19 protein-coding genes and 1 pseudogene are annotated in these 23,796 nt (G+C 72.5%); 13 read left to right on the top strand and 7 right to left on the bottom strand.

All coding sequences use genetic code 11. The features are described 5' to 3' along the window. The first annotated feature begins 13 nt into the window (after positions 1 to 13). From ACZ6RT_RS32555 to glpD, 3 genes are all read left to right on the top strand, one after another. The gene (locus ACZ6RT_RS32555; RefSeq protein WP_470157680.1) at positions 14 to 217 is read left to right on the top strand and encodes a hypothetical protein; all 204 of its coding nucleotides are present in this window, start codon (positions 14 to 16) and stop codon (positions 215 to 217) included. Beyond that, entirely contained in the window at positions 214 to 3,207 is a 2,994-nt protein-coding gene (locus tag ACZ6RT_RS32550; RefSeq protein ID WP_470157678.1) for a hypothetical protein, read from the top strand. Before ACZ6RT_RS32555 ends, ACZ6RT_RS32550 begins: the two co-directional genes overlap by 4 nt. Before the next feature lie 410 nt (positions 3,208 to 3,617). Further along, complete coding sequence (gene glpD / locus ACZ6RT_RS32545) at positions 3,618 to 5,360, top strand: glycerol-3-phosphate dehydrogenase (protein ID WP_399185786.1); 1,743 nt, start codon at positions 3,618 to 3,620, stop codon at positions 5,358 to 5,360. Between the two features lie 176 nt (positions 5,361 to 5,536). Here the strand turns inward: glpD and ACZ6RT_RS32540 are convergent, their stop codons facing one another. After that, entirely contained in the window at positions 5,537 to 8,443 is a 2,907-nt protein-coding gene (locus ACZ6RT_RS32540; RefSeq protein WP_399185787.1) for a M36 family metallopeptidase, read from the bottom strand. A 201-nt stretch (positions 8,444 to 8,644) separates the two neighbouring features. After that, positions 8,645 to 11,026, bottom strand: coding sequence for a beta-propeller domain-containing protein (locus tag ACZ6RT_RS32535; RefSeq protein WP_470157676.1), 2,382 nt, complete (start codon positions 11,024 to 11,026; stop codon positions 8,645 to 8,647). An 89-nt stretch (positions 11,027 to 11,115) separates the two neighbouring features. Here ACZ6RT_RS32535 and ACZ6RT_RS32530 point away from each other — a divergent pair, with 89 nt between their 5' ends. The 3 genes from ACZ6RT_RS32530 (at position 11,116) to ACZ6RT_RS32520 (ending at position 15,659) form a co-directional block, all read left to right on the top strand. Next, positions 11,116 to 12,681 (top strand): succinic semialdehyde dehydrogenase, encoded by a 1,566-nt coding sequence (locus tag ACZ6RT_RS32530; protein ID WP_399185789.1) that lies wholly within the window; start codon positions 11,116 to 11,118, stop codon positions 12,679 to 12,681. Between the two features lie 6 nt (positions 12,682 to 12,687). Continuing rightward, complete coding sequence (locus tag ACZ6RT_RS32525) at positions 12,688 to 14,382, top strand: GMC oxidoreductase (RefSeq protein ID WP_470157675.1); 1,695 nt, start codon at positions 12,688 to 12,690, stop codon at positions 14,380 to 14,382. 542 nt (positions 14,383 to 14,924) lie between these two features. Beyond that, entirely contained in the window at positions 14,925 to 15,659 is a 735-nt protein-coding gene (locus tag ACZ6RT_RS32520) for a Gfo/Idh/MocA family protein (protein ID WP_470157673.1), read from the top strand. Between the two features lie 17 nt (positions 15,660 to 15,676). On the opposite strand, the gene ACZ6RT_RS32515 is transcribed toward ACZ6RT_RS32520, so the two are convergent. Next, a complete protein-coding gene (locus tag ACZ6RT_RS32515; RefSeq protein WP_470157672.1) occupies positions 15,677 to 16,204 on the bottom strand; it encodes a MarR family winged helix-turn-helix transcriptional regulator in 528 nt (175 codons plus the stop codon). A gap of 103 nt (positions 16,205 to 16,307) precedes the next feature. Here ACZ6RT_RS32515 and ACZ6RT_RS32510 point away from each other — a divergent pair, with 103 nt between their 5' ends. The 4 genes and pseudogenes from ACZ6RT_RS32510 to ACZ6RT_RS32495 all read left to right on the top strand — a co-directional run. Then, positions 16,308 to 16,949, top strand: a complete 642-nt coding sequence (locus ACZ6RT_RS32510; RefSeq protein WP_470157670.1) for an FMN-dependent NADH-azoreductase — start codon at positions 16,308 to 16,310, stop codon at positions 16,947 to 16,949. Positions 16,950 to 17,345: 396 nt separating this feature from the next. Then, positions 17,346 to 17,597, top strand: coding sequence for a hypothetical protein (locus ACZ6RT_RS32505; RefSeq protein ID WP_399185794.1), 252 nt, complete (start codon positions 17,346 to 17,348; stop codon positions 17,595 to 17,597). Continuing rightward, positions 17,594 to 17,983, top strand: coding sequence for a type II toxin-antitoxin system VapC family toxin (locus ACZ6RT_RS32500; RefSeq protein WP_470157669.1), 390 nt, complete (start codon positions 17,594 to 17,596; stop codon positions 17,981 to 17,983). Before ACZ6RT_RS32505 ends, ACZ6RT_RS32500 begins: the two co-directional genes overlap by 4 nt. A gap of 17 nt (positions 17,984 to 18,000) precedes the next feature. Beyond that, positions 18,001 to 18,210: pseudogene (locus ACZ6RT_RS32495) on the top strand (hypothetical protein); the annotation flags it as partial. Positions 18,211 to 18,235: 25 nt separating this feature from the next. Here ACZ6RT_RS32495 and ACZ6RT_RS32490 read toward each other — a convergent pair. Then, entirely contained in the window at positions 18,236 to 18,448 is a 213-nt protein-coding gene (locus tag ACZ6RT_RS32490) for a DUF397 domain-containing protein (protein WP_470157667.1), read from the bottom strand. A 101-nt stretch (positions 18,449 to 18,549) separates the two neighbouring features. Here ACZ6RT_RS32490 and ACZ6RT_RS32485 point away from each other — a divergent pair, with 101 nt between their 5' ends. Continuing rightward, entirely contained in the window at positions 18,550 to 18,753 is a 204-nt protein-coding gene (locus tag ACZ6RT_RS32485) for a hypothetical protein (protein WP_470157665.1), read from the top strand. A gap of 8 nt (positions 18,754 to 18,761) precedes the next feature. Here ACZ6RT_RS32485 and ACZ6RT_RS32480 read toward each other — a convergent pair whose 3' ends face one another. Next, complete coding sequence (locus ACZ6RT_RS32480; protein ID WP_344889838.1) at positions 18,762 to 19,229, bottom strand: Lrp/AsnC family transcriptional regulator; 468 nt, start codon at positions 19,227 to 19,229, stop codon at positions 18,762 to 18,764. A gap of 89 nt (positions 19,230 to 19,318) precedes the next feature. On the opposite strand from ACZ6RT_RS32480, the gene ACZ6RT_RS32475 reads away from it, so the two are divergent. Next, positions 19,319 to 20,686: a pyridoxal phosphate-dependent decarboxylase family protein gene (locus tag ACZ6RT_RS32475; protein ID WP_470157663.1), complete on the top strand. Its 1,368-nt coding sequence runs from the start codon at positions 19,319 to 19,321 to the stop codon at positions 20,684 to 20,686. 39 nt (positions 20,687 to 20,725) lie between these two features. Here the strand turns inward: ACZ6RT_RS32475 and ACZ6RT_RS32470 are convergent, their stop codons facing one another. Further along, positions 20,726 to 21,139, bottom strand: a complete 414-nt coding sequence (locus tag ACZ6RT_RS32470; protein ID WP_399185799.1) for a winged helix-turn-helix transcriptional regulator — start codon at positions 21,137 to 21,139, stop codon at positions 20,726 to 20,728. A gap of 82 nt (positions 21,140 to 21,221) precedes the next feature. Here ACZ6RT_RS32470 and ACZ6RT_RS32465 point away from each other — a divergent pair, with 82 nt between their 5' ends. Beyond that, positions 21,222 to 22,055 (top strand): NAD(P)H-binding protein, encoded by an 834-nt coding sequence (locus ACZ6RT_RS32465; RefSeq protein WP_470157661.1) that lies wholly within the window; start codon positions 21,222 to 21,224, stop codon positions 22,053 to 22,055. A 235-nt stretch (positions 22,056 to 22,290) separates the two neighbouring features. On the opposite strand, the gene ACZ6RT_RS32460 is transcribed toward ACZ6RT_RS32465, so the two are convergent. Next, entirely contained in the window at positions 22,291 to 23,679 is a 1,389-nt protein-coding gene (locus ACZ6RT_RS32460) for an MFS transporter (RefSeq protein ID WP_470157659.1), read from the bottom strand. Positions 23,680 to 23,796 lie beyond the last annotated feature (117 nt).

The raw sequence follows: 23,796 nt of genomic DNA, 5'->3' as shown, positions 1-23,796 counted from the left end.
TAGTCTCCGGCCCATGACACGTGCGACGCAGGCGTACATGTACGCCGCGCCTTCCAGCCTGGTGGACGGACGTCCGGGATCGTCGATGTCCGGCGGCGCTCCCGGTGACCTTGGTGACCTTGGCGCGCTTGGTGGTCCCGCTCTCACGCCCGGATTCCTCAGCGGGACGGTGACGCAGGCGGCACCCGCCCGTACCGCCGTGGAGGCGACCCCGTGAGCGCCTGGCAGGAGGTGCGCGACCTCGTCACCGAACGCCGGACCGAGGCGCTGGCCGACCGCGTGGCCGCGTTGACCGATGCCGAGCGTGCCGAGGTGGCGGGGCGGCTGCCGGAGTTCCTCAAGGAACTGCGCGACACCGCCGCGGGGATGGTGCAGGAGAGCTCGCCGGCCGACTACGGCGTCCTCGACGAGGGGGATCTGACCGCCTGGGAACGGGAGGAGATCCTGGCGACCCTCCGCGAGACGACGGGCGACGTGCTCGCCGGTTTCGGGACGCCGCTGCGCGTCGTGGGGGCGGGCACGATCTCGGGTCCCGCCGCCGTGACCGCCTGGCTGACCCGCCGCGAGTTCACCCCCCGGTGGGCGCCGCAGCCGGATCCGGCCGACGTGATCCGCGCGATGGCCACCCGTCCCCTCGACTGGCAGGCCGACGTGGCGAGACGGCTCTCCCGGAGGATCCGCGGGACGAACGACCGCATCGCCCCCCTGGCACTGGCGCTGCTTCGGGCCTGCGGTGGCGAGCCGCCCGAGCACGACCCCCTCGTGGTCGCCTGGCTCTCCGCCGGGACGGTGGACGACGACCCGCTGATCGGCCCGCTGCTTCCGAGGATCTTCGAGGCGGAGGGAGCGGGCCGCGCCCTGCGGGAGGAACGGCTGACGCCCGTGCCCACCCGGTGGCTCTCCCTGCTCCGGAGGCTCCTCGCGGCCGGACGGGTGTCGCGTGACGACCTGCTCGACGGCTGCGTGGGCCGCTTCCTGCGCGGGGGCGACGCCGCCGACCTGCGTTTCTTCGTGCGGCTGCACGAGATGATCGACCCCACGCCGCAGGAGGCCGCCGCGCGGGCACGCGACTACCTGCGGCTGCTCCCCACCGCCCCCGGCACGGTCGCCGAGCCGGCGCTCGCCCAGGTACGCCGTACCGGCCCCCACGACGGCGACGACGTCGCCGAGGCGATCGGCGCGCTGACCTTCCGCGCCGAGGCCAAGCTGGCCCGTGCGGGTCTGAGCTGGCTGGACGAGGAGGTCAGGCGGGCACCCGCACGCGCCGGAGAGATGGCGCCCGCGCTCGCCACGGCGTTCGCGCACACCTCCTACGAGGTTCAGGGACGCGCGGCCCAGCTCGCCGTCAAGCACGCCGCCGCCTTCGGTACGGCCTCGGCGCTGATCGCCGACGCCGTCCCCCTGCTGCCCGCGGCGCTCGGCGCGCGGGTGGCCGCGGCGTTCGGCGGCGAGATCGCCCCGGAGGAGGCGCTGGAGCCGTTCACCCCCGTGCCGCTGCCCGCCGTCGCGGAACCCGGCCGGTTCCCGCCCCCGACCCTGGAGATGGGCGGGTGGAATTCGCACGGCTGGGTGACGTACGAGCGGTGGCTCGCCGGCTTCGTCGAGCAGGCATGGAGTGACCGCTCGGTCCTGAGTGAGAAGCTGCTCCCCGCCTTCGACCGCCCCTTTCCCAACCTGTACTCGACGGAGCGCTGGGTCGACCCGTACTCCTGGGCCGTCGCCCTCGCCAGGGAAGTGATCACGCCCGGAGCCGATCCCGGCGTGCCCGATCCCGAACCCGTCGATCCCTGGGAGGGAGCGAGTTTCTCGGTGAGCGTCACGGCCGTACCGGCCGGGGAGCAGGACGACGAGTGGGAGGAGTCGAAGGACGAGGAGGACGGCGAGCCCGGGCGGGCGTTCGGCGAGCTCCCCGAGCACGTACGGGAGGAGATCTTCCGCGGGATCGAGGAGATCGGGGTCTCCGCCGAGCGGGTGACGGCGATGCGCGACGGGCTGCCCATGCCCCCGGCCGACCCCGGAGAACCGGCGTTCCGCGTGATGATCGGCTACATGGGCCCACGCGGGCTGTTCGGCGAGCCCGAGACACCCGACCCCGCGGTGGAGTTCCGCCGGCGGCGACGGCTGCCGGAACCCGGATCGGTGTCGCCACCGCACCTGTTCCTGCTGCACCGGCTCAGCGAGCTCTACGTGGCGCTGAGGGAGGGGACGCTGCCCCCCGTCCTGCTGGCGACCCCCACGGTGATGACCGGGCACCTCGATCCCGGCACGCTGGTGGACCGGCTGGAGGCGTGCGCGGCCGCGGGGGTCGAGCCGCCGGTCGCGGACCTGCGGCAGGCGCTGCTGCGGCTGCCGAGAGGTGCTCACCCCGACGTCGCCGAGCGAGCCGCGCGGGTGGGCTCGCGGGCCGGGGCGTCGCTCGCCGCCTGGCTGGCCGGAGGCGGGCTGCCCGACCCGGAGGCGGGTGTGCGGTGGGGGTACGTCGAGGACGGCCGCGAGCACCTCTTCGAGGAGCACGAGATGCGGCAGGTCGGCCAGATCCGGCTGGTGCCGGTGCTGCACGCGAAGCCGGCCGGGCACGACCTCATCGACGAGCTGCTGCGCGAGCCGTCGAAGTGGTGCGGGGAGGATCACGGTCACGCCATGGACTGGTGGCCGGCGGTCCTGCCGTCGCACCGGGAGATCGTCTCCGTCAACTACCTGCCCCACCTGTTCTACCAGTGGGACCGTCCGGGAGTGCACCCCCCGCATCTGGCGGCCCTGTCCGAGACGGACGGCCCGCCGGGGGACGCGACGGCGCTCCTTCTGGCCTATTTCCTGGCCGAAGGGCATACGGAGGCGGTGCCGCTGCTGCTGCGGATGGCGGCCCGTGGAGATCTGCCCGCCGAGGCGATCGGCCGCCAGCTCGCGTTCCTGATCCGCCGCGCCCGGTTCGCGACCCGTCCGGTGCTGGCCTTCCTCACCGATGCCGCCCGCCGGGGAGGACACGAGCAGGTGTGGACGATCCTGGCGAGCATGCTGCCGGTCCTGCTGCCCGGCCCGGGAGAGCGCCCGACCGTGATCCACTCCGAGGCGGTGGCGTTCGCCGCCGACGTCGCCGCCTGGGCCGGTGCCCGTGGCGAGATCCCGGCCGTGTCGGCCCACGCGGCGAGCGGCCGCGGCAGCCGCTTCGCCCGGGAGTGCGCACGCCTGCGCGACCGGCTCCGCTGACCGTGGCCGGTCCCTTCCCCCGGTGACCCGGCTCGGACCGGTCACGTGATCCACGGCTTCTCCCTTCCCGGAGAGGCTCGGCGGACGTCTTCCATGAGGGCGAGGTAGCCGTCCTCCAGGGTCGGTTCGACCGGGAGGGCGGGGGACGACGGCGCGGTGGCGCGGGCCGGTGCGGCGGCATCTTCTCGGCACCCCTGTTCATGTCGGGTGGGTAGCGACCGGGGTGGCCGGAGGTTCACATGATCTCGGCGGGACCCCTGGGAGAAGGGGCCTCGGCGACGGGTTCGCGCTGTTCACCGGGGTTGTGACGGGAATCTCGCCCGCCGTTTCCTACCGGCCGGTAATGGTGCCTAGGGTAGATGGGTAGATACCTCACGTAAGGCGACAAGACGCACCCCAGGGGGTTGCACATGACGGCGCGAATGGGCACGGGACGGCTCGGGCCTGCCGAGCGATCCGCCGCACTGGCGCAGATGAGCGCCGCGGAACTCGACGTGGTGGTGATCGGAGGCGGGGTCGTCGGAGCCGGGGTCGCGCTGGACGCGGCGACCCGGGGGCTGTCCGTGGGGCTGGTGGAGGCGCGCGACTTCGCCTCCGGCACCTCGTCCAGATCGTCCAAGCTGATCCACGGGGGCCTGCGCTACCTGGAACAGCTCAACTTCGACCTGGTCAGGGAGGCGCTCCAGGAACGCTCGCTGCTGCTGCAGCGGATCGCCCCGCACCTGGTCCGGCCTGTGCCGTTCCTGTTCCCGCTCAAGCACCGCGGCTGGGAGCGGCCCTACGTCGGCGCCGGCCTGGTCCTGTACGACACCATGGGCTTCTCCTTCGGGTCCGGCCGGGGGATGCCCGGCCACCGGCACCTGTCGCGCAGGCGGGCGCTGCGGCTGGCGCCCTCGCTGCGCAAGAGCGCCTTCACCGGCGCCGTGCAGTACTGGGACGCCCAGATCGACGACGCCCGGCACGTGATGACCACGCTGCGCACGGCCGCCATGTACGGCGCCAGCGTGGCCTCCAGGACGCAGGTGGTGGGCTTCCTGCGCGAGGGGGAGCGGGTCACCGGGGTCCGGGTCCGCGACCTGGAGAACGGCGGCGAGATGGAGATCCGGGCCCGCCAGGTGGTCAACGCCACCGGGGTGTGGACCGACGATCTCCAGGAGATGGTCGGCGGGCGGGGGCAGATCCACGTACGCGCCTCCAAGGGCATCCACCTGGTGGTGCCGCGCGACCGGATCCACTCGCTCACCGGGATCATCCTGCGGACCGAGAAGTCGGTGCTGTTCGTCATCCCCTGGGGCCGTCACTGGATCATCGGCACCACCGACACCGCGTGGGAGCTGGACCGGGCTCATCCGGCGGCGTCGCGCTCCGACATCGACTACGTCCTCGACCACGTCAACGAGGTGCTGGAGGTCCCGCTGACCCGCGAGGACGTCGAGGGCGTCTACGCCGGGCTGCGCCCGCTGCTGTCGGGGGAGTCGGAGGAGACCTCCAAGCTCTCCCGCGAGCACGTGGTGGCGCACCCGGTGCCGGGGCTGGTCATGGTCGCCGGAGGGAAGTACACGACGTACCGCGTCATGGCGAAGGACGCGGTCGACGCGGTGGCGCACGGCCTGGACTACCGGGTCCCGCCCTCCTGCACCGACCGCATCCCGCTCGCCGGGGCCGAGGGCTACCAGGCGCTGTGGAACTCCCGCCACCGGCTGGCCCACTCCTCCGGGCTGCACGTGGCCAGGATCGAGCACCTGCTCCAGCGGTACGGGTCGATGATCGACGAGGTCCTGGCCCTGGTCGAGCAGGACCCCTCGCTGGGCAAGCCGCTCACCGGCGCGGACGACTACCTGCGGGCGGAGGTGGTCTACGCGGCCACCCACGAGGGCGCCCGGCACGTGAACGACGTGCTGACCCGGCGCACGCACATCTCGATCGAGACCTTCCACCGGGGGGTGGCCGTGGTCGAGGAGGCCGCGCAGCTGCTCGCCGGGCCGCTGGGCTGGGACGCCGAGCAGATCAAGCGCGAGGTGGAGTACTACACCAAGCGCGTGGAGTCCGAGCGCCTCTCCCAGGAGCAGGACACCGACCAGGAGGCCGACGCCATCCGCCTGGGCGCCCCGGAGATCGTGCCGGTGGCGGCCCCGGAGACGCACCCGGTCTGACGCGGCCGGCGACGGAGCGCGTCCTGTCCGGTCCTTCGCAGACGAGTGCGGCCCCCGCCGGAAGGCGGGGGCCGCACTCGTCTTTCGCGGGCACTCGTCTTTCCCGGGCACCGGGACACCCCGGGTACGGAGCCTTGCCGTACCCGGGGAGCCCGGTGTCGTGAAGGAACGAGTCCCTAGCGGGTGAACGCCTGGAACTCGGCCGCGCGCAGCTGGTCCCTGGCGGGGTTGGCGGTGGCGCAGTCGGTGAAGGAGTTGGGGTCGGCGTCCTGCTCACCGGCGTAGAGCGGGTTGCCGGTGCACTGGGTGGAGACGGCCCGCAGGGTCAGGTGGGTCGCCGTGGTGGTCGGGATCTTGAAGGACTTCATGATCAGGTCGGCGCCGCGGGGGCGCGGCCGGCGGGTCTGGAAGGCGTCGTCCGGGCTGGTGTAGACGACCGAGAAGGACTCCGGCGAGGAGCAGTCCTTCTTGGTGGCGTCACAGGCCAGGACCTCGAAGGCGCGCAGGGCCGTGAAGCGGTTCTGGGCGCCGGGGTCGGCGGTGTCGCCGGTGTTGGGCCGGAGCATGGCGCTGACCTGCACCCGGCGGACCTTCACCGGGTCGGTCCCGGCCAGGTCCACGGTGACGGCCTTGCCCTTGACCGGCGCGGTGAGCGAGGCCCAGTTCGTCGCCTCGGTCTCGTCGATCAGCAGGGCCTGGTTGACGCCGTCACCGGCCGCGGTGGCGCCGAGCGCCGCCGAGGCGACGTTCTTCGGCACCGACACCGGCAGCGGCAGCTTCACGCCGGGCAGCACCGCGAACTTCAGCCGGGTGTGCCCGTAGCCCTTGCCCGTGACCACGAAGTCGTACAGGCCCGGGGTCATCTTCACGGTGTCGCCGAGCTCGGTCGCGGGGTCGGTGTCGGCCACCGGCACCACACGGCCCTCGTAGTGGCCCACGTACAGCCGGAGCGCGGCGCCCTTGGACTCCAGCAGCGGCTTGAGCTGGAGCTCGCCGTTCTTGCCGGACGGGTTGACGAAGCTCGGCGTCGGGTCGGGGTCGTTCGTCCCGGCGCTCGCCGCGTCCTCGCCGAGCCCGTGCTCGGCGAAGGCCCGCCACATGATGCCCTGGTTGGCCCCGCCGAAGCGGATGGCGTCGGCCGCGAGCAGCGCGTCGCGGTGGTCGACGTAGCTGACCGCGCCGGAGGCCATCAGCAGCAGCGCGTCGAAGGAGAGCTGGGCCCAGCGCCGGTTGCCCGGGCACTGGTCGAGCGGGGTCGCGCCGTCGGCGCACGCCTTCTGCCTGGCCGGGGTGCCCTGGCCGTACTTCTGCACGAACGCCTTGCGCACGTCGAACTGGGTGGCCGACCAGATCTCGCCGTCGGCGTGCACCTGCTGCCCGACGAGGTCGTAGGCGATGTCGCTGTAGTTCAGCGGCGAGGCGGACATGTCGTAGTTGCGGATTCCGGCCTTCTTGTCGCCGGTGACGTAGCCGCCGGTGACGTACGGGGTGTCACCCGCGGGGCGGAAGCCGTACTCGGCCAGGTACTCCATCGCGAACAGGTCCGAGGTGCTCTCGTTCATGGCCCCGGCCTGGGCGCCGCTCCATCCGGCGTTCGGGCCGCCGACCATGCGGCCGGAGATCGCGTGGGTGTACTCGTGGCCGATGACCGACATGTCGTAGTCGCCGTCCACGCAGGGCGGGTAGAACGCGCCCGCGACCGGCTGCCAGAGGTACATGTTGGTGATGGGGGCGACCCCGTCGGGACCGGTGATCTGGTTGGCGTTGTCGCGCACGCTGAGATCCCGGGCGCCCGCCTGGGCGTTGCCCTGCTCGGGGTCGCCGTCCAGGCCGCCGCGCTCGCCGTTCTCCTGCTGCATGTTCCACGCGGTCTCGGTGAAGCCGAGCCGGTAGGACCAGTCGTGCATGCGGTTGTGCATGACGTGCAGGTTGGTGATGGCGGCCTCCAGGTCGGCCTCACCGGGCTGGTCCAGCGACGCCGGGTCGCACTTGGCCGTGTACCACTTGTTGGTCCACGGGTAGGCGTACTCGCGGCTGGGCGTGTTCACGTTGCTGCGGGTGCCCACCGTGTACGGGTCGGCGCTGGCGCGGTTCTCCACGGTCTTGGCGGCGTTGCCGATGCTGGTGAACGTGGGGGCGCCGGCGACGTGGTCGAAGTCCCACGGCTTGCCGGTGGCCGGGTCGGCGCCGATGACGTCGCAGCCGGGGCCCGCGATGGAGCACCACGTCGCGCGGGTGTCGGTGGAGGAGTAGTCGGCCGGGGGGTTGGCCGGGAACGCCTTCCAGCGCGGGTCCTCCGGCGCGGAGTGGTGGTCGACCAGGTTCTCGCGGGTGAGGATCTGACCGCTGACCGCGTCCACGTGCGTGGTGTACGCGGCCGGGTCGCCCTTGCCGCCACCGATCAGGACGACCTGGAACGCGTTGTGCGTCCCGTCCGGCGCGGGCACCGCCACGGCGGTGACCTTCTTGACCGTGGCCGTGGCCAGGTCGATCCCGCCGTCCCTGGCCGCGGCCTCCAGCGCCTGCTGCTCGGTGATCCGGGCGGCCGGGGGCGCCTGGGTGGAGCGGGAGAGGGTGGAGGTGACGTGCAGGACCTTGCCGCCCTTCACGCCGACCACGACCTGCCCGTCCACGCCCGCGGGCAGGTCGCCGAACTTCTGCCTGAGCAGTACGGCGTGCCCGTCCCCGATGGGGTTGGCGGCGATCTTCTCAAGGGCGTCCACGGCCTCGGCGGAGAGGCCGAACAGGTTCTCGTTCGCCTTGAGGTAGGCGCGCGCGGCCTGCTCGGGGTCGGCGCCCAGTCCCTCGGCGAGGGGGGCGGAGGAGGTGACGACGGCGGGGGTGCCGAGAGCGTTCCAACGGACCGTCGCGGCGCTCGCCAGTGATCGGGCGGACGACGACGGGGGCGCGACGCTGCCGCGCCGGTTGTCCAGGTCGGGCTTGGCGCCGTGTTCGGCCTGGAAGTCGAGAGCCCTGGGGGGCTGCCCTCCGGGTTCGCCCTGGGCGACTCCCGGAAGGGGAAGTACGAGCGCCGCTGTCGCGGCCGCTATGACGGTGAGGCGTAACCGGGGGTTGGTCGGCACCGATCCTCCTGCGCAGAGATGGCCGTCGTTGGCCATGCCACACGCGACTCGCGTGTGTTGCGCAAGAGGTAACACCTATTCAAGTGACATGACAAGATATTGTAAAGAGGGATATGTAGGTGTAATAGGGGCCCTATGGGGACGGGGAAACCGTCCCCCGGCGGGTGGGCCGGGGCACGGTCCCGAGGTGACGAACGCCTGTCAGGAGAACGGGATCCAGGCCCGTTCGGCCAGGCCGTCGAGGGTGTTGACCTTGAGGCCGAGGTCGGAGACCGTCCACAGCTCGTCGCCGATGACGACCGAGCGGCGGATTCCCGGGTCGTAGGCGGCGAGACGGGTGTTGCCCGCCCGCTTGCGCGCGGAGTGCTGGATCGTGCCGACCTTGGTGATCTCGGTCTCGCCGATGTCGAGGACCACGGCGGCCCCGGTGGTCGGCTCGCTCCCGGCCCAGGAGCTCAAGGGGATGACCGCGGTGCCCGTCTTCGGCCAGTACAGGAAGGCGTGCGGGTCCCACTCGGCCTCGGAGCCGGAGTCCTTCTGGAACATCTGCGACAGGCGGCGCGGGGCGGCCGGGTCGCCGACGTCGAACAGGGAGACCTGGGTGCCGAGCGTGCGTCCCTGCTCGCTCGCCTCCTGGCCGACGCCGATCAGCCGTCCCTCACCGGCCGGGTGCAGGTACGCCGAGTAGCCGGTGATCTTCAGCTCGCCGGTCGCCCTCGGCGCGGCCGGGTCGCGCAGGTCGAGCGTGTAGAGCGGGTCCACCTGGCGGAACGTCACCACGTAGCCGAGCGGGCCGATGAAGCGTACCGAGTAGATCCGCTCGCCCCGTCCGAGCCCGCCGACCTCGCCGGTCTTGACCAGGGTGTCGGCCTTGAGCACGTGGACGGAGCTGGAGGTGTCCGGCACGCCCGGCGGCTCGACGGCGGGGTCGACGGCCGGGTCGGGGGCGGGAGCGGTGGACGGGCTCACGGACGGGGTGGTGGACGGGGTGACGGACGGGCCCGCGGACGGGGTGGTGGACGGGGAGACGGTCGGTGCGGGCAGGGTCAGGGTGGTGGCGACCCGCAGGTGCCCCTCGTGTTCCGACAGGGAGTACTGGTTGAGCAGCCTGCCCGGGACCCTGCCCGAGGCGACGTAGCGCGGCGCGCCGGGCGCGGTGACGTCGAACCGGTGGATCTCGGTCTCCTCGGGAGGCTCCACCGGCCGCGTCGGCTCCACCGGCTCCGCGGACGGCGTGCCGGTGGCGGGCGAGGAGACGGCCGGGGAGACGACCGGGGTGGCCGTGCCCGGCGTCTCGGCCGGGACCGGCGAGGTGACCGGCGCGCTCGGGGCGGGTTCGGGGGGGGCGGTGGACGCGTCCGGGACCGGTTCCGGCAGCAGGGTCGGCTGCGGGTCGAGGCCGGGGACGGCACCCGGGGCCGCCGGGGCGTCCGGCGCGGTCCTGCCGGGTGTGGGCGTCGAGACCGCCGGGGGAGCCGGGGACGCCGGGGACGCCGTGGGGGTGGCGGCCGGGGTCGCCGGGGCGTCGTCGACGATCACCGAGTCGATCGGCCGGGGCGACCACCAGCCCGGGTTGCTGGTCACGTACAGGCTGGAGCCCGTCCCGTAGACGGTGTCCCCGTCGGCGACCACGCCGATCGGGACGGTGTCGGTGAGCGTTCCCGCCAGGTCGAGGGTGTGCACGCTCAGCATCGACGTGCCGGTGTACTTCGCGGGGTGGCTGATCCGCTCGCATCCGACGGTGCGCTTCGAGGCCGTCCCGCCGGTGGGCGCCAGCTCGTACCGGGGCAGCCACGCCTCGATCGGCGCCTTGGCGACGATCTCCGCGTTCCGCCGGGTCCGCTCGTTCTCCGACACGTCGCCGTGGTCGGGGAACTCGATCCGCGGCTGGCTGCGGACCACGATCCGCACGGTCGAGCCGACCATCCGGGCGTCCACGTGGGAGCCCTCGGGGGTGAGCGAGCCGATCACCTTCGGCTTCCCGGACAGGTCCACGAGGGCGTAGTGCGGCCCGCCGATCGCCGCGCGCTTGGACGTCGCGCCGAACGGGACGATCCCGCCGCCGGAGAACAGCACCAGTGCCCGGTCACCGCTGACGAGCAGGTCGGCCGGGGCCCACATCTCGGGGTTCACCAGCCTGAGGGTGCCGGTGACCTTCCTGGTCGCGGTGTCCGCCACCCGCAGCACGCCGCGGTTCACGGTGATCACGCGCTTGCCGTCGGTCTTGACCAGGTCCGGCTCGTCCACCCCGGCCTCGTGCACGTTCGTGGTGGAGTGCTCGGGCGCCTCGCCCCCGCTCTTGGCGGAGGCGGCCGAGTCCCGCGCCGTAGCGTACAGGATCGAGGGCCCGCCGAGACCCCAGGGGCCGACGTTCCCGGCCGTGGACGCGCGCAGCCCGGCCAGCATGTCGTCGCAGCCGTCGTAGGCGACCAGCGTGACCGGGGGCAGCTTGACGGCGCCCTGCGTGGCCGTTCGCGTGCCCGGCGCGCCGCCGGTCCCCGTCTGCGTGCACGCGCCGGCGAGCAGGGCGGCGGCCAGGGTGACCGCGCCGACGGTGCCGGCCGTACGCGTCGATGTCCTCATGCCCCTATGACGGATCGCGGGGGCGGGCGGTTCAACGGCTTGCTACCGGTTGGTAGCCATGGCGGGTCCATCCCGATTACCCTGCGAACATGGCCGTTCCCCCCGAAGTGACGCGGGCCCTGTCCCCCCGCATGATCGAACGCGTCGTAGGACACGTGGCCTCCACCGGCAAGACGCAGGAGATCGTCGCGCCGTTCACCGGTGAGGTCCTCGCCGAGATGCCCGTCTCCACCGCCGACGACGTCCGCGACGCCTACCGGGCCGCGCACGAGGCGCGGCGGGCGTGGGCGGCGCTGCCCGCGCGGGAGCGCGCCGAGCCCTTCCTGCGCCTGCACGGCGCCATCCTCGACCGTCGCACCGAGGTCCTGGACATCCTGCAGTGGGAGACCGGCAAGGCGCGCAGGCACGCCTTCGAGGAGGTCCTCGACGTCGCGGGCTGCACCCTGTACTACGCGCGGCGCGCCCCCGGCCTGCTGGAGCCCGACCGGCGCGTCCCCTTCATGCCGCTGGCCACCAGGACGGTGGAGAACCACCGGCCCAAGGGGACGGTGGCGGTGGTCTCGCCGTGGAACTACCCGCTCTCGCTGGGCGTCACCGACGTCGTCCCGGCGCTGCTGGCCGGCAACACCGTGGTGCACAAGCCCGACACCCGGACCGCGCTCTCCACGCTCTGGACGATCGACCTGCTGGTCTCGCTGGGCATGCCCCGGGAGATCTGGCAGGTCGTCCTGGGCGAGCCCGCCGAGGTGGGCGACGTGCTGATCGAGGGCGCCGACTACGTGGCGTTCACCGGCTCCACCCGGGCCGGGCGCCGGATCGCCGAGCAGGCGGGCAGGAACCTGATCGGCTGCTCGCTGGAGCTCGGCGGCAAGAACCCGATGCTGGTGCTCGACGACGCCGACCTCGACCTCGCGGCCCAGGGCGCGCTGCGCGCCTGCTTCACCAACGCGGGGCAGCTCTGCCTGTCGGTGGAGCGACTCTACGTCCACGACTCCGTCCACGACGCGTTCGCCGACAGGTTCGTCCGCCAGGTCGGCAACATGAGGCTCGGCGCCGGGTTCGACTGGAACCTGCAGATGGGCTCGCTCTCCTCCCGGCGGCAGCTGGAGGCGGTCACCGCGCAGGTCGACGACGCCGTGGCCAAGGGCGCCCGCGTGCTGGCCGGAGGCCGGGCCCGCCCGGACCTGGGCCCGTTCTTCTACGAGCCCACCGTGCTGACCGGCGTGGACGAGAGCATGGAGCTCTGCCACGCCGAGACCTTCGGGCCCGTCGTGGCGCTGTACCGCTTCGGCGACGACGACGAGGCGGTGGAGCGGGCCAACGACACCGCCTACGGGCTCAACGCCTCGGTCTGGACCCGCGACGTGGCGCGCGGGCGCGCCCTGGCCGCCCGGATCGACGCGGGGACCGTCAACGTCAACGAGGGGTACGGCTCGGCCTACGCCTCCTACGACGCCCCCATGGGCGGCATGAAGTCCTCGGGGCTGGGCCGCCGTCACGGGGCCGAGGGCCTGCTGAAGTACACCGAGTCGCAGACCGTCTCCAGCCAGGCCCCCTGGCTGGGTTTCGAGCCGATCCTCGGCATGACCTACGAGCGGTACGCCGACACCCTCGTGAGCGTCTTCAAGGTCCTCAAGGCGCTCCGGGTGAAGTGAGGCTCCGTGTTCGACCATGACGTATTGGTGATCGGATCGGGATTCGGCGGCAGCGTCTCGGCACTGCGGCTGACCGAGAAGGGCTACCGCGTCGCCGTGCTGGAGGCCGGGCGCCGCTTCGACGAGAGCACGCTGCCCAGGACCTCCTGGCGGGTCCGGGACTTCCTGTGGGCGCCCGCGCTGGGCCTGAAGGGCATTCAGCGCATCCACGTGCTCCGCGGGGAGAAGGGCACCGGCGTCATGGTCCTGGCGGGCGCCGGGGTCGGCGGCGGCTCCCTGGTCTACGCCAACACCCTCTACGAGCCGCACGAGGCCTTTTTCCGGGACGCCCAGTGGGCGGGCATCACCGACTGGAAGGCCGAGCTGGCCCCGTACTACGACCAGGCGAAACGGATGCTGGGCGTGGTGCTCAACCCGACCGTCACCCGCGCGGACGAGGTGATGCGCACGGTCGCCGAGCGGATGGGCGTGGGCGACACCTTCCACATGGCCCCGGTCGGCGTCTTCTTCGGCACCCCGGGCGTCGAGGTCGACGATCCCTACTTCGGCGGGGCCGGGCCGCGCCGCAGCGGCTGCACCGAGTGCGGCGAGTGCATGACGGGCTGCCGCCACGGGGCCAAGAACACGCTGGTCAAGAACTACCTGCACCTGGCCGAGCGGGCCGGTGCCAGGGTCTTCGCCGAGGCCACGGTCACCTCGGTCGCCCCGCTGGACGGCGGCGGCTACCGCGTCGAGGTGCGCAGGACCGGCACGCCCTGGCGCCGGCGCGTGCTCACCGCCGAACAGGTGATCTTCGCGGCCGGGACGTACGGCACCCAGCGGCTGCTGCACCGGCTCAGGGCGGACGGCGTCCTGCCCCGGATCTCCGACCGGCTGGGCACCCTCACCCGGACCAACTCCGAGGCGCTGCTCGGGTTCGAGCGCCTGTCGGTGAAGGGGGAGAAGCTCAACCGCGGGGTGGCGATCACCTCCTCCATCCACCCCGACGCCCACACGCACATCGAACCGGTCCGCTACGGCGACGGCTCCAACGCGATGGGCATGCTCCGCTCCCTGCTCATCGACGGCGGCGGCGCCCCGCGCTGGCTGAGGTTCCTCGGCGAGGCCGTACGCCGGCCCCACCGGGTGGCGCGGCTGTTCGACCATCGCCGCTGGTCCGAGCGCTCGATCATCGCCCTGGTCATGCAGGCCAAGGACAACTCGATCACCCTGTCGGCGCGCAGGGGGCCGTTCGGGCCGCGGCTGCGCTCGGGGCGGGGTCACGGCGAGCCCAACCCCACCTGGCTGCCCGCGGGCCACGAGTTCGTCCGGCACGCGGCCGAGGAGATCGGCGGCATGCCCGGAGGCTCCTGGCTCGACCTGTTCGACATCCCGGCCACCGCGCACTTCCTGGGCGGCTGCGCGATCGGCGCCGGGCCGGAGACCGGGGTGATCGACCCCTACCACCGCGTCCACGGGTACGAGGGTCTGCACGTCGTGGACGGTTCCGCGGTCTCGGCCAACCCGGGCGTCAACCCCTCGCTCACCATCACCGCCCAGGCCGAGCGGGCGATGGCCCTGTGGCCCAACCGGGGCGAGCCGGACACCCGCCCGGCCCCCGGCTCCCCGTACGTGCGCCTGGCGCCCGTCGTTCCCGGGAACCCGGTCGTCCCGGCCGCGGCCCCGGGGGCCCTGCGCCTGCCCATCGTCCAGATCACCTGACGGGAGGCGCCGGTCCCGTCGGGGGCCGGCTCCACCGGACCCGAGGTACGTCGGAGCGCCACGAAACCGGCGCGGTTCAGACCGTCAGGCCGTACCGAACCGGTGGGCCCGCCGGCAGGGATCGCGCCACACGACCCGGACGAGCAGCGTCGCCGCAGGTCACGATGAGCGCCGGCTCGCGGGCGAAAGCCGGTTGCACCGTGAAGGGAGGTCGACGATCATCTCACCGTGCGAGTGGGAGTGGTGGGGCTCAAGATGGGGCTCCACCTGGCGACGTGGTGTCGCCGGGTGGGCATGGACGTGGTGTCGCTGTGCGATCGCGACCCCGAGCGGCTCGCCGCGGCGAAGGAGCGGCTGCCGGAGGCGGCCCTCACCGAGCGGTGGCGGGACCTGCTGACGCAGGGGCTCGACGGAGTGGTGCTCGCCAATGACTTCGACGCCCACGCGCCCCTGGCACTCTCGTTCCTCGCCAGGGGGTGCACGTCCTCTCGGAAGCGGCGGCATGCACCTCCTACGAGGAGGGGCGCCGGCTCATCGCGGCGGTGGAGAGTTCCTCCGCGACCTACTCGTTCGCCGAGAACTACGTCTTCCACCCGCATGTTCGTCTGATCCGGGAGGCGGTCGACACGGGCGAGGTCGGACGGGTGAGCCTCATCGAGGCCGACTATCTGCACGGCATGTCGCCGGAGGCGGTCGCCGCGCTGATCGGTGACCCCCTTCACTGGCGAGGACGTATCGCCGCCACCGCCTACTGCACCCACACCGTCTCGCCCGTGTTGGCGGTCACGGACGCGTGGCCCGTGGAGGTCACGGCATTCTCGGTCGACGAGGCCGATCCGCGGGCCGCGGTCGTCATGACCGTGCGACTGTCCACCGGCGCGCTCGCCGTCACCCGCCACGGATTCCTCCAGGGCGAGCCGGACAGCCACTGGAGCTGGCTCTCCGTGCGGGGCACCCACGCGCTGGCCGAATCCGTCCGTGGGCCGGGTGAACAGGCGTGGTCGGTCCGCTTCAGGACAGAGGCGTGGGCCGGCCCCGAGGGGACGACCCGCGACGAGGTACGGGTGCCGCCTCCGCTCGTCCTGCGCGGAGAGACCGTGGAGCGCGCCGCGGAGGGAACCGTACTGCTGCTTCAGGCCTTCCGGGCCACCGTGGAACGAGGGGCACCGCCGTTGATCCCGGTCCGGCCCGCCGTCGCGGCCTCACTCGTCGGTGTGGCCGGGGCGGAATCGCTGCGGAACGGCTCTCACCCGGTGCCCGTACCCGATCCGGTCTAGGAGGCTCTCCTTCCGGGTCAGTGGCCGCCGGCCTCCCGGCACGCCTCGGAGGCCCCCGCCATCAGGACGGCGGTGATCGCACGGGCGGCGTCACCGAGTGCGGCGAGCTGCTCGGGCGTCAGCACGTCGATGACGAGACGACGCGCCTCGCGGACGTGACCGGGGGCGATCTCCTCGACCTTGGCGAAGCCCGCGTCGGTGAGCCGCGCCTGCATGCGCCGGCCGGCGCAGCCGGGCTCGCTGTGCCGCTCGACCCAGCCGGACCGCTCAAGACGGGTGATCGCGTGGGAGAGCCGCGAGAGCGACCCCTGTGACGACGCGGCCAGGTCGCTGAGCCCCAGCGTGCGGTCGGGCCTCTCGGAGAGGGCCGCGAGCACCTGGTACTCGAAGGCGTTCACCCCGGCATCGCGCTTGAGCTGCGCGTCCAGCGCGGGCGGAAGGGTCATGAACAGGGCGACCAGCGCCCGCCAGTCGCGTTGCTGGTCGGGCGACAGCCACGGCGGGTCGTGATCGATGGTGGTCTCGCGAGGGGCGTCGGCGCTCACCCCCTCACCCTACCGACCCTGTCTGCCGACTTGAATGTTCAAGTCATCCGGCGTACTGTCGAGCTTGAACATTCAAGTCACCTCCGTACGTCAGGGGAATCCCATGTCCGTGCTCCGCGTCGACGCCTCCATCCAGGGCGACCGCTCCGCCAGCAGCGCACTCGCCGACCGCATCCTCGACGAGTTCGCCGCCGCCCGCCCCGGAGTGCCGGTGGTACGGCGTCACCTCGGCCGGGACCCGCTGCCCGCGCACGCCTGGGAGACCGCGATCTCCGGGAATTTCGTTCCGGAGGCGGACCGCACCGCCGCGCAGCGCGAGGCGCTCGCCACGGCCGAGGGGCTCGCCGGCGAATTGCGGCGGGCGACGAGCGCCGTGCTCGCACTGCCGCTCTACAACTTCGGCGTCTCGCAGCACGCGAAGACGTGGATCGACCTCACGCTCGCCGGAGCGCCGCACGGCACCCGCCTGCTCGACGGCACGCCGACCGTCCTGGTCGTCACCCGCGGTGGCGCCTACGGCCCCGGCACCCCGCGCGAGGGCTGGGACCACAACATCGACTACCTGCGCCGGATCCTCGTCGACATCTGGGGTGCCGACCTCACGGTGGTCGAGCGCGAGTTCACGCTCGTCGGCGTGAACCCGGCCCTCGACGAGTTCACCGAGCTGGCGGCGATCATGCGAAAGGCCGCCGAGGAGGCGGCGGTCGAGGCCGGAAGGGCCCTCGCCGCCCGGCACGCCGCCTGACCCCTCGCGGGGAACCGGCCGGACGTGTCGCGACCGCGCCCTGCCCGGCCCCATGGCCTTCAACGCCCCGCAGGCCATGGGGCTGTCGGACGCGGACGCCGCCGAGCTGGTCCGGATGCTCCGCACCGTCCGCGCCACCCTGTCCTCCGGGGGTAATTTTCGACCTGGATGATCGGATAAGCCGTTGTCGTAGCCAGACCGTATGCCGCTTGTGGCAGGTCATAGCTATCACCAGGGTGAGAAAGGCCAGGTAGGCGCGAGGACAACGCTTATCATGCAACGGGCCGTGCGAAGAGAGGCGCGCGACTGGACGGAAGCCGTCCATCGGCACGGGTAAAGCTTGGTCACAAGCTACGCTGAAGCTACAGCCCGGGTGACGCGACCGAAGGAGGTTGGGTGACGATGAGCGTGGACCTCGAGCACGAGCCCATTCATGATCTCGCCCGCCGGGTCATCCGGTTGGCCGAGGAGACCCAGCACGCCGCTCAGGTGCTCGAACGCCGCCTGGAAGCGCTGGAACGCCGCACCGGAGCCGCCGAAAGAGCCGAACGTATTCTGAGTGTCGCTGTCAGCATGCGAACCCACTTTGGTCAGGACAAACTGTCCACGGATGACCTCTATGACCCGGACACCGGCCTGCCTGCATGATCATCGATTCCAGCGCCATCATCGCCGTCATCAACGGTGAGCCCGAGGCCATCGGCTTTGCCAACGCCATCGCCGCCACCGTGTGTCGTATCTCGGCTGTGAACTACGTCGAAGCGGCCATCGTGGCGGACAACCGCGGGGAAGCCATGCGCGATGCCTTCGACGTGCTTGTCAACGAGATGGGCCTCATCATCGAACCAGTAACCGCCCATCAGGCAAGAATCGCGCGCCGTGCTTACCAGACGTACGGCAAGGGCAACGATTCCAAGGCCAGACTCAACATGGGTGACTGCTTCGCCTACGCTCTCGCCAAGGACCTTGGCCAGCCCCTGCTCTTCAAGGGCGAGGATTTTCCACACACCGACATCACCCCGGCGCAGCCATAACGGTCAGCGAAGCTTTATCGACCGGCCACTTGCTGATCGGCAGCCGTCACTGCCGGGTCGTCGAACGAACCGTCTCCCGACTGCCCGGCTGCCGCCGCCTATATCGCCGCTACGAACGCCGAGCAGAGCACTTCGCGTCCTTCGTCGCCGTCGCGGCGGCTCTCATCTGTTACCACCGCCTCACCGAACTAGTCACGATCTTTAAGAGTCCCTCGGCCGGTGTCTGAAGGGCCCTTGCGCCTTCTGGTCACGTCAGAAGTCGAACTCGCCCTTCTTGGCTCCGTCGACGAACGCGTCCCAGATACCGGCGCTCACCACGAAGGGGGCCTTCTCCGGGGCCTCGGTGTCGCGCAGGCCGACCCTTCCACCGGACAGCGGAGCCACCTCAAGGCAGTCGTCTTGGTTGGACGCGCTCTTCGTGGCCTTATGCCAGACCGCGTTCTCCAGCTCCTTGGTCAGGTCCACAGTTTCTCCGCCTCTCCGACCAACTCGATGGAGACGTGCTGAGGATGTGCATGGACTCGAATCATGTCGTACCCGATTCCCTGCATCCATGAGACACGGACATGCCGACCGACCACGGGCCGGGGCGGCCCCGGCACCTTCGTCTCGACACCGGCGCCCTGCACGGCCGTGGCCTGACCATCGTCGAGGCCCTCTCCCACGATTCCGGCGTCGTCCCGCTGCCCGACCACCCCGGCAAGACCGTCTGGGCCCGCTGGAGGCTTCCCCCTGAAGCGACGCGTACGACGTCCCGGCCGTCGGCCTGAGACGCGGGTCAGCCGGTGGGCCGCTGGACGGGCTGGGTCTCGGTCCGGTAGATGAGGGTCGTCTCGACGTGCACGATCTCCGGGCGGATCAGGAACTTCTCCAGCAGCAGCCGGTGCAGGCGGTCGGCGTCGGCGACCGCCACGTGGACCAGGAAGTCCTGCGGCCCGGCCACGTGGAACAGGGCGATGGTCTCGGGCAGGCCCAGGACGAAGGCCCGCAGCGGGTCGACGAGCTGGCTGGTGTGCGGGCGTACCCGCAGGGCCAGCAGCGCCTGCAGGGGACGGCCCAGTGTGGCCGGGTCGACCTCCGCGCGGAAGGCGCCGATCACCCCGCGCCTGCGCAGGGAGCGCACCCGCTCCAGCGCGGTGGACGGGGCGACGCCCACGCGCTCGGCCAGGTCCTTGTTGGGCAGCCGCGCATCCTTCTGCAACTCGACCAGAATCCGCCGGTCCACCGAATCCAGTTCGACGCTCATCGTCTTCGGTCCTCCGTGATTCGGACGCGATGGCGAGCCACCGTGAATTCCACCAGTATCCCCGTGTGATGTGGAATGTCGAAGAATTCGTGAACGCGGCGAACGCGACCGTCGGTGAGCTGGCCGCCTACGTCGACGAGAGCCAGCGGGGCGTGCCGCCCGTCATCCGCCGCAGGCCCCCGCGCGAGCTGGCCGAACGGCTCGGCCTCGCCCGGTGGATCCGCGAGGGCGGGATGACCGCCGACGACCACGCGGAGTTCCTGCGGGTCTACCTCGCCGAGGGCACCCGGCTGCACCACCCCGCCTACCTCGGCCACCAGGTCGCCGTCCCCGACTTCCCGGCCGCGCTGGCCGACCTCGTCCACGGGGTGAGCAACAACCCGATGGCGATCTACGAGATGGGCGCCTCGGCCGCGACCGTGGAGTTCGAGGTGTTGCGCTGGATGCTCGCCACGGTGGGGTTCGGCGAGGCGGGCGGCGGGGTGCTGACCCACGGGGGGTCGCTGGCCAACCTCACCGCGCTGCTGGCCGCGCGGGCCTCGGTGGCCCCGGACGCGTGGACCGACGGCGTACCGGGCGATCTGGCCCTGCTCGCCCCGGCCTCGACGCACTACTCGCTCACCCGCGCCGCCGCGATCCTCGGCCTGGGGGAGCGGGCCGTGATGCCGCTGGACGTGGACGGGCTCGGCAGGATCGACGTCGCGCGCCTGCCCGAGGCGTTGGCGCGGGTACGCCGGGCCGGGCGGCGGCCGATGGCCCTGGTGGCGAACGCCTGCGCGACCGGGACCGGCCTGTACGACGACCTGCGCGGTGTCGGCGGGTTCTGCGCGGCCAACGGGATCTGGTTCCACGTGGACGGCGCCCACGGCGCCTCGGCGCTGCTGTCGGAGGGACACCGCCACCTGCTGGACGGGATCGAGCTCGCCGACTCGCTGATCTGGGACGCGCACAAGATGCTCCGTACCTCCAGCCTGGCGGCGGCGGTGCTGACCCGCAGGGAGGGCGACCTGGACGCGGCCTTCCGGCAGAAGGCCAGCTACCTGTTCTACGGCGAGCAGGGCTTCGACCTCATCGGCAGGACCGTGGAGTGCAGCAAGGCCGAGCTGGGCCTGAAGATCTTCCTCAACCTGGCCTGGCGGGGCGAGCGCGGCCTGGGCGAGTACGTCGCGCAGCGGTACGCCACCGCCCACCGCCTGTGGGAGCTGGCCACGCGCCGGCCGGGCTTCACCTGCCCCTACGAGCCGGAGAGCAACATCGTCTGCTTCCGGTACGGCACCGGCGACCAGGCGGCCGTCCGGGAACGCCTGATGGAGGACGGCTCGTTCCAACTGACCTCGGCCGAGATCGGCGGGGTCCGGCACCTGCGGGCGGTGGTGATGGCACCGGCCACCGACGACAAGACGCTGGAGGCGCTGCTGGACCGCGTCGCCGAGCCGGACGGGCGGGCGGCGCGGTAGGAGCGGTTCGGGCCGGGCCGGGTCGGGCCGGCCAGGGGGTCAGCGGACGTCGGAGCCGGGGTTGGCGGCGTCCCAGCGGCGGCGGGAGTCGGCGATGCCGTCGCGGTGCTCGGCCGACCAGTCGGCGAGGGCCTTCACCAGGTGGGTGAGGCTGTGCCCGGTCGGCGTCAGCTCGTAGTCGACCTTCGGCGGCACGACCGGGTGGACGGTCCTGGAGACCAGGCCGTCACGCTCCAGGCGCCGTACGGTCAGGGTGAGCATCCGCTGCGAGATGCCCGGGACCGCCCGCTGGAGCTCGCGGAACCGGCGTACTCCCTGGGCGAGCTCGACGACCACCAGGACCGACCACTTGTCGCCGATCCGGTCGAGGACCTCGCGGATGCCGCAGTCCTCGGTCTCGCCGCCGCAGGAGACGACCGGATCGGCGGTTACCGCCGTGTGCCCTACCGACATTGGAATGCCTTCTTACGTCGAGTGTCCTGGTTACTGAGAATGGGGTGGTTACTACAGGGAACCACATGAGCGGGGGACTTCCATGATTCTGGTCACCGGAGCGACGGGGGCGCTGGGGCGCCTCGTCACCGAACGGCTGGCCGGGCGGCCCGATGTCGCGATCGGCACCCGCTCCCCGGAGGAGATCCCGGCCGGATCCCCGGCCCGCCGGATCGACTTCGACGACCCCGGTTCGCTGGAGAAGGGCTTCGCCGGGGTGGACACGCTGTTGCTGATCTCCGCGGGTTACGGGGAGGACGACGTCGTGATCGCCCGGCACGGCGCCGCGATCGACGCGGCCGAACGGGCCGGGGTGCGGCACATCGTCTACACCAGCCTCAGCGCGGCCGGAGACCACCTGGCCTACGCGCTCGCCCACCGCTGGACCGAGCGCAGGCTCCGGGCCGGCACCGCGAGCTGGACGATCCTGCGCAACGGCCTGTACGCCGAGCTGCTGGCGACGCTCGCCCCCGTCGCGGACGGCAGGATCACGGCGCCGCTGGGGACGGGGCGGCTGGCCGCGGTGGCCCGCGCGGACCTGGCCGAGGCGGCCGCCCTGGTCGCGGCCGACGCCCCCGCGCACGCGGGACGCGTCTACGAACTCGTCGGGGAGCAGGCGGTCGGCGGCGCCGACCTGGCCGCCGCCCTGTCGGGCGCCACCGGAAGCACCGTCTCGTACGAACCGGGCACCCTGGCCGGCGCGCGGGAGGATCTCGCCGCCCTCGGGCCGGCGCCCTTCCAGATCCCCATGCTGGTCGGCACCTACTCGTGCATCGCGCACGGGTTCATGGACGGCACCGGCGGCGACCTGCGAAACCTGCTGGGCAGGGCTCCCCGGCCCGCCCTGGAGATCGCGACCGCCGTCCTCACCGGATAGGGCGGCTCCCGCCGGACAGGACCGCTTCCGCCGCAGGGGGCCGCCCTCATGAGGGGCGATCGCCAGGCGTCCCCCATGACGTCGTCGAGCAGGCGCCGTCCCCGGGCCGGGCCGGTGACGCCGTCCCCGGGGAGTTCCAGCCCCGCGCCCACCGCGAGGAGGCAGACCAGCCCGCCGAGCCCGAACAGGTCGGCCTCCCGGGCCTCTAAAGCACATTTTTGGTATTTACAAGTATTCAATCCGTGGCGGTCTCCTCCCCGCTCCGCCGCCCTCCCCGGACCGCCGCCAGAACGGCGAGCCCGGCGACCTGCGCCGAGGCCAGGACGATCACACCGGCGCGGAAGCCGCCGGCCCCGCCCCCGGCCAGGTGCCACGCCAGGGACGTCACGGCCGGGCCCACCGTGAAGCCGAGGGTCCGGACGGTGGCGCCGACCCCTCCGGCCGTGCCCGTCATGCCGAGGGGCGCCGCGGCCAGCAGCGCGGCGTTGTTCGGGGCGTTGAACAGCCCCTGACCGGCACCGACCAGCGCCAGCCGCCAGGCCAGGTCCGCGAGCCCCGCGGACGGGCCCAGGGTGAGCATGCTCAGCGTCCCGGCCAGGGTCACCGCGCCGCCCGCGACGGCGATCACGTTCGGCCGGTACCGGTCGGCCAGCGCCCCGCTGACCGGGGAGCACGCCGCCATCCCGCCGACGAAGAACAGCAGCGCGACCCCGGTCGTCCCGGGGGTGCCCCGCAGCACGTCGGCCACGAGATAGGGCAGCAGGAACAGCGTCAGCCCCACGACCGAGCTCATCAGCAGCAGGGCGGCCAGCGGCAGGCCGTACGCGCGGCGGCGGACGAGCGTGATCACCGGCCGGGAGGCGGGGAGCCGGCTCCACGCCACGGCCAGCGCCAGGGCGGTGACCGCGAGCGGTACGACGACGACCGCGCCGCCGCCGACCCGGTCGAACGCCAGGAGCAGGGCGGCGACCGCGCCCCCCAGGATCGCGACCTCGCCCAGCAACGACCGGTCCGGCGCGGGGAGGCCGCCCCGGCCGCCGGGAACGGTGCGGTACCCCAGCCACAGCACGACGAGCAGGATCGGGATCTTCAGCAGGAAGACCGGGCGCCACCCGTACGCCCCGGCCACGAGCCCTCCCAGCGACGCGCCGGCCATCGTGCCCAGGGGCATGATCGTGGCGATGTAGCCCAGGGCGCGGCCGCGGTGCTCGGCCCGGACGCTCGCCCGCACGACGGGCATGTAGACCGCGACGACCAGGCCCCCCGCGATCCCCTGCAGCACCCGGGCGACCAGGAGTGTCCAGAACGCCGGCGCGAACGCCGCCAGCAGGCTCGTCAGCCCCACCCCGGTCACCGCGACCATGAGCACCGACCGCAGGTCGGCGCGATCCACCCACCGGCCCGCGGGGACGGCCAGGGCCGCCGTGGGCAGGACGTAGCCCAGCAGCACCCAGGCGGTCGCGGCCGGGCCGACGCCCATCTCGGCCCCGATCACCGGCAGGGTGACCGCCGCCAGGCTCATCTCGACCGAGACGACCAGCATCGCCATGGCGAGCGCCACCACCGGTCCCCATCGCGTGCGCTCCACGGCCCCGGCCGTGGTCGGTGTCTCGTGCTCGTTCATGGTCACGACGCTAGGAAGGGACGCGCCGCCGCGCTTCTGTCGATCGACTGGCACCGGCGACCGGACGCGCAGGTCACGCGGGGCCGGGGCCCGCGTCCGGGAACCGCGCCGGTCGCC

This window comes from Streptosporangium sp. NPDC050148 (assembly GCF_055586505.1).
This window is presented reverse-complemented; position numbering and strand designations above follow the sequence as displayed.